This is a genomic window from Verrucomicrobiia bacterium, assembly GCA_035489575.1.
In the GTDB taxonomy this organism is placed as follows: Bacteria; Patescibacteriota; Saccharimonadia; order Saccharimonadales; family JAGQNK01; genus DATHJY01.
This window is the reverse complement of the sequence record DATHJY010000010.1, coordinates 46,309-52,426: the sequence shown is the minus strand read 5'-3', so window position 1 is coordinate 52,426 and position 6,118 is coordinate 46,309. Positions and strand designations below refer to the sequence as shown.

The following is a 6,118-nucleotide window of genomic DNA, read 5'->3' as shown; positions in this document are numbered from 1 at the left end:
AAGATTGAAGCGACCTTCGACTACCTCAAGGAGCACATGCACCTGGTTAGCTCGTTCCCGAGGAGCGTGAACGGCTACGCCGTTCACTACCTACGGACGCTGCTCGGTTACCAGATGGGGAGGGTTTCGTGATTCACGGCTGATTGTCTTCGCAACTTGCGAGACATTCCGTCTACCCAAAGAGGTGCTCATGAGGCTTCGGCTTCGATACGTGCTAGCCACCACGCTGGCTGCCGTGCTGCTCACTGCTGCCTGCGGCAGCGACGACGATGACACGGACGCCAGCTCGGCCACCACCAGCGCACAGACGGCTACCACGACGACGACCGTCGTGGAACTCCCGGCTTGCGGATCAGGCATCGTCCCCACCAGTCTGCCCACGGTCCTGCCCCAGCCGGGCCAGAGCGTCAGCAGATGTGAACTCAGTCTGAAGGTCAGCGGGTCGTGCAAGGACGGCAACAACACCGGCCTGGCCATCACCGGCGACGGCTTCACCCCCGGCGGACAGATCCAGGAAGTCGCCTGGACTGTCGACACCGGCGCGGCGTACCTGGACTTCGCCGCCGGCGGTATCGGCCAAGTGGCCACCAATGGCCGCATCGACGTGCGTCCGGACGGAACCACCAGGACCTGGGACTGCGGCACAACACGTAGCGGTACGGCAGACGCACCTGGCACTTACGCCCTTGGCGTTCTCGACAAGGACAGCGGTGACTTCGTGTTGGCCACATTCACCGTGGACACCGAGAGCTAGCTCTCGAAGACATACAGCAGACGGCACGGCTCGGAGGAGCATTCAAGCACATCCGTGCACCTCCGAGCCGCCGTCTGCTATCCATCCATGCAGCATTTATAATTACGTATCCTCAAACAAAATGGCACTCTGTCGTAACGACAGAGTGCCAAAGTATGCACCGGACCTGTTAACAAATCGCGGAGTTGTACGAGTACTGTACCTCTGCACCAAGACATGCGTTGTTCATGTGGCTTATACTGGCAGGATTTGCTATGCCAGTGACTGGGAGTCCTCCAGGTTGTGAGTTGGAGATATACTGCCAAACGGTCACCATGTCTCGCATTTGAGTGTCATAGGTCAACGTGCTGGGTAGCAGTTGCCAAGCTGGGTTGCCTGTTTGGCCGTATTTGACACGGGCTTCGTTCAGCCAAGCCTTCATAACCCACACACAAGGATGTGAAGTTACAGGATTAGTCAGCTGATACGTCTGGCCACCATCTGTGCAGTATTTCAGTGGCTGACTCGCCATCCAGTTCAGGATGCGCTGAGGGTAGCTGGTATTAATTCCGTCTACACCTGCATCTTTAAGAGGCAGAGCCTGAGCAGGCGTATCGATTGTCCATGGGTAAACCTTTAGCTGGTACTGATGTGCCTTGGCTACAAATGCTGCGCTGGCAAGGACCATAGGAGGCTGGATAGAGGAGAACGGTGGGTTGTAACCGCCGGGGAAATTATTGTTACCTAAGTAGTTTATGAACTCTATGGTTTCGTATCCTGTGGCTGAAGTTGCTACCGTGGGGCAAGCAGTACGGAAAGCGCTCATATTTGGGTGTTGGTTTGGTGGTACACCGTTTTCTCCGCTAGAGACTAACACTCTACCTTGAGCACTCTTGCTCGTAATGAGCGTACAGAGCGCAGTAGCAGAAGCTGTGGTAGTTTGCTTAATTTCTATACCGATCCGGGCACTTGGGAATGCATCTAGCAGCTCTGATGCTTTTACGATCTTAGTTGCGTTAGGGTCAGTAGATGTACGGTACGGAAAGGTAACCCCCCCATCCTGCGTCCAGTCGTATCCAATGTTACAATTTTGCGCAATGTAGGTATAAGTCAACGAGCTAATAGCCCCCGTACAGTTGCTACGGAAGTCGAGTGTTTCGTCGTGATAAAGCACCAGTACACCGTCGCTAGTGGCAAGCATATCCGTATCAAGAACGTCTGCACCGGCATTGTAGCCCTGTGTGAAGCCCAGCATGCTATTAGATGGATATTCACCCTCACCAGCCTGGTGAGCCATGACCAAAGGGCTTTGATCGCCCACCTTGGGCTGATACCACGGCCCCGTCGCCGGAAGTGCCTGTGCTGCTGGCGCAACAACTGTCGTTAAAATTGCTGAAATAACCGCGATAAGTAAAAGTTTTATTCTCATGCCTCTATAGTACGCAAGCTTAACCGTTTATATTGTGAAAATTCCCTCTAAATAACTTCACTACATTTAGTAATATGCTGACCGGCCACTTATGAAAGACTTATTATCTCCTTATATGGAACGTGAGGTTGGCCGAGTCGAGTTTGCCAAAGCCGACCTAATGCTACCGCAGCCACACCCCAATCCGCTTGAGTTATGGGAGCCTTTATCTAAAGTCTCGAATGAGGTTGGTATCACTGTTGTTGCCACCCACGTAGCCGTTGACTTAGTACCGGATATTCACGATGGAGAGCCTCAGCAAGTGGGGCTAATTACCCTCCGTCTGTGGTTTGACGAACGCGAAGGACGCGCCAGAACTCCGACCTTGCCGTACTTCTACTCGGCCGCACACCAGGTAGCCGTAGCACTCAAAACCAGCATGCCCAGGTTCGACCAGCAAGGAAACAACTCTACTCAGGTGGTACTGGGCCTAGCGAGCGGCTACGAAAGAGATTCACGACGACTTCCCTCTACCATCTACCACCAACATGCTCCTCCCAATTCGAGCATCCGGTTTGGGCACCTACTGTACATTGGCCGGGGAGATCCCGAGGCACTTGGTGACGATGCCGACCCTAACCCCGCTTTTAGGGGGTTTGATAAATACCATGGCGCCCAAGTAGCCGTAGTCAGCTTTCATTCTACAGAGGACAATGTCCGCACTATGCATGAAGCGGCGGAGATTGGCCAACAATATTTCTATACCTTCGAGGGCATACGACCTCAAGGCCCACAGAGCTTACGACAGACGGTTGGCTATGTCGGAAACGTAGCGCTGCGCGAAGCCGCCCAGGGCGAAACTCGCGAGTCATTGTTTGAAGAAGCAGAGACAGGTCAGATTCGCGACATTCTTGGCAAATTCTCTCTTGCCGGTACGGGCGGCGTCAAAATCGAACAGCTATGGGAGTCAGATCCCGGCTCCGAGGAAGCCACGCGAACCATATTAGATAAATTATTTAAGGTAGGGTACGTAACCTACTATACGGGCGAAACCGGAGAGCATCGTGTGCGCCTGACCAGCCACAGACTGTGGGGAGAAAGCCAGCTTGGTGGCAAAGAGTCAATTATTCACCGTTTACGATTGTTCAGGCAGTAATGTATCTTTTTGTAACTAATTCTTATTGTGTTACTGTCAACTAAATGTCAGAGAGTTCCGAAGCTACCGCCCTGCCTTCGGGGTGACTCACTGCTCCAGCAATTCCAACGGGTTAACATCGGCCAAGTGTAGCCGCCGCATTACAGTCTCATAGTCCGCATCGCCGTCAGGATTAGTAAGGAAGTCAGCCGCCTCGCGAGCCGCGGCGCCCGCCCTAGACACATATCGCCGACTATCATAAGTAATCGCAGCCAGGTTGTCACCGTGCCCAGCCACGATTGCTCCAAGCATAATAGCTTCGGTGGTAGCGATTGCCATGCCATGCCCCAAGATAGGGTCAGGCCGGTACACAGCATCGCCAGCCCGCAACAGTCCTGTCGGGAGAGCCGTGTTGGCGTCGTTGGCTTGCCTGACAGCCATCAACTTATACGCCGGGAAAAAATTTTGGTCGGCAGGCGTACTAACCGAATCCAGCAGTTCAGCTACTTCATCTCCGCCTGGCAGCCCCCGAAAGTGGGCTTTTACCTCTCCGAACGTAGTAGGTGGAGTGTCGTCCTCAAAGCCCGAGGTTGAGACTTGCCAATGATCAGGATCAACTGGGGATACTATGCCACTCTTGGTTTGATCTTCGCCCGGCAAGTTCACCCAGAGGGAGTTCCCCTCGTAGTCTGTCTGGGGGCGCTCCACCACCAAGCCTGTATACCATCGGCCACTCGGCGTGCTGGCAATATCAGGGGCGGGCAAGCCAGCACCTCTGAGCCAACGAGGAACGGCAGAAAGCGCCCCCATAGCATCCACTACGATATCAGCAGCTAAGATTGTCTGCCCCTGAGTTATTTCATGTTCTACGGCCACACCAGTCACGGCAGTATCATCGATCCGCAAACCTCGGGCTAGGGTTCGTCCAAGGAAACGGACGTTATGTGCTTCTGCAAGAACCCGATGAGCCGACAGTTCCATGGTCATTCGCCGGGCAGTCCTCCATTGGATCCCAAAATCACCTTCTCGTGGCATCTGAACACCACCCACGGTCGCATGCAAGTCGCGCGGCACATGCACCGTGCCCGCTCCCAGAGCGTTCAAGTGGTCTATATAGCCGGGAGTACCGGGCTGGCCGGGCATAAGCTCGTCCAGATTTGTCCATGCTCGATGCGCCAAGTTGTGTATTTGCCGGCCTTGCGGCAAGTGCCTTCTGGGCTCTACACCCATCGGCGCGGGATCACGGCCGACAACTTGTAGGCACTGAGCGTAAGGCTGCAATGCCGCCGCAATTGCCAGTCCAGCTATACCGTCGCCCAAAACAACAATATTGTTGATAGGCGCATCCATTTCGGGTGTAAGCGATGACACCGCCAACTCTTTCATAAGGACAGTAGTGTACCAACTTTTAAAACCCGCCGCAATGAACCACCCTTACTTCAAGCTTTAGGTTCTTAATGATAATCTTCAAAAGTTTGTTTCTCGAACTATATCCCAGACAAGAGGTTCTTGAATTTGGGCAGTACTCAAGAAGATGGACAAAACATGCCCTAGGGCTACTTAACATAAGCTGCAAATTATTGCTGATGATTAAACGGCAGGCAGGCGAGAAAAATTGCGCAAGAATAATGCGGTGTTTCACTATCTAATACATAATTTAAGGAGCTATATGTCTAACACAACACGTACACTCGTGGTTCGGGGCAAATCAATGATAAGCATGATAGCGATGGCTCTTGTTGTAGCATCGTTTAGTATGTTTGCAGTACCCCAAAAAGCAAGTGCACATACTCTGCCAAACTGTAACCCAAGTACACAACGCTGTTCACCTACTATCATGGAGTGTGAAGTATATAGGCCATTCCTCTATTGGGGCGTTGCTAACCAGCGAGGATGCGTAGCGGCACTGCAGGGATTCTTGCATGAGTATGGAGCTTACTACAGAGGAGCCATCGATGGCCTCTTTGGATCGATAACATACGAGGCTGTGCGGGAGTTTCAAGACCCAGGCACCATAGCCGTTGACGGCCAGGTAGGCAATGACACATGGACCAGGATAGACCTCACCTGCTCTCTTAGCCCAAGCCCCGCCGTGGCAGACACCTGCAATTCACGCTTTGAATACTAGCAGCTTTGGCACAGTATCAACCGAGCCTTACGAAGGGCTCGGTTTTTTTTGCAGCCGAATTACCACCAGTTAGGTGAAACTCAGAAGTTGCACGCTGTGCAATCTGTTATGATTGAATGATGAAAACTGTTGTTATTACCGGCGGAAGCGACGGCCTTGGAAAGGCTACGGCAGAAAACAACTGCGACTATTATGTTTGTGATGTAAAAGATGCCACTCAAGTCGCTGAAACTTTTCAAAAAATACACGACAAGCATCAGCGCATAGATGTGCTGCTCAATAATGCCGGCGTCATAGTAAATGGCGATCTGGTAGATACAACCTACGAAGACATCACCAACGTTATCACCACCAACACACTGGGATCCGTATATTCTGCCAAGGCGGCGCTGCAGTACATGAAACCGCAGAAGAGTGGACTTATCATCAACGTTGTTTCGCAGGCAGGGCTAATTGCCCGCCCCAACCGCTCGATTTACAATGCCTCGAAGTGGGCGATTACCGGGTTCACAAAAGCCCTGCAACAAGAGGCAGCTGCATACAATGTGCGCGTCAGCGGTTTTTACCCCGGCACTATAAAAACCGACTTAATTTGCCAAAGCTGGCTTGCCTCTCAACAGTTCTGCTATTACTACCGCCCAGGCCGTAAAAGCCATAGAGTTTTTGCTACAAACGGACGAGGCTGTCCTGATACCACAGCTAGATATTAAGCAT

General features: G+C 52.5%; 7 protein-coding genes. 4 read left to right on the top strand and 3 right to left on the bottom strand.

Translation table 11 applies throughout. The features are described from left to right. Positions 1-352: 352 nt before the first annotated feature. Positions 353-580 (bottom strand): hypothetical protein, encoded by a 228-nt coding sequence (locus VK694_04510; GenBank protein HTE57980.1) that lies wholly within the window; start codon positions 578-580, stop codon positions 353-355. Here VK694_04510 and VK694_04505 point away from each other — a divergent pair, their 5' ends adjacent. Beyond that, positions 581-754, top strand: a complete 174-nt coding sequence (locus VK694_04505) for a hypothetical protein (protein HTE57979.1) — start codon at positions 581-583, stop codon at positions 752-754. A gap of 169 nt (positions 755-923) precedes the next feature. Here VK694_04505 and VK694_04500 read toward each other — a convergent pair whose 3' ends face one another. Next, positions 924-2,162 carry a glycerophosphodiester phosphodiesterase family protein gene (locus VK694_04500; protein HTE57978.1) on the bottom strand — a complete coding sequence of 413 codons (1,239 nt, stop codon included), beginning with the start codon at positions 2,160-2,162 and terminating at the stop codon, positions 924-926. Between the two features lie 115 nt (positions 2,163-2,277). On the opposite strand from VK694_04500, the gene VK694_04495 reads away from it, so the two are divergent. Then, positions 2,278-3,297 (top strand): hypothetical protein, encoded by a 1,020-nt coding sequence (locus VK694_04495; protein ID HTE57977.1) that lies wholly within the window; start codon positions 2,278-2,280, stop codon positions 3,295-3,297. An 87-nt stretch (positions 3,298-3,384) separates the two neighbouring features. Here the strand turns inward: VK694_04495 and VK694_04490 are convergent, their stop codons facing one another. After that, positions 3,385-4,662, bottom strand: a complete 1,278-nt coding sequence (locus tag VK694_04490) for a hypothetical protein (protein ID HTE57976.1) — start codon at positions 4,660-4,662, stop codon at positions 3,385-3,387. Positions 4,663-5,113: 451 nt separating this feature from the next. Here VK694_04490 and VK694_04485 point away from each other — a divergent pair, with 451 nt between their 5' ends. Both VK694_04485 and VK694_04480 read left to right on the top strand, forming a co-directional pair. Continuing rightward, the gene (locus VK694_04485) at positions 5,114-5,404 is read left to right on the top strand and encodes a peptidoglycan-binding domain-containing protein (protein ID HTE57975.1); all 291 of its coding nucleotides are present in this window, start codon (positions 5,114-5,116) and stop codon (positions 5,402-5,404) included. Positions 5,405-5,523: 119 nt separating this feature from the next. After that, the gene (locus VK694_04480) at positions 5,524-6,114 is read left to right on the top strand and encodes an SDR family oxidoreductase (GenBank protein ID HTE57974.1); all 591 of its coding nucleotides are present in this window, start codon (positions 5,524-5,526) and stop codon (positions 6,112-6,114) included. Positions 6,115-6,118: the final 4 nt, after the last annotated feature.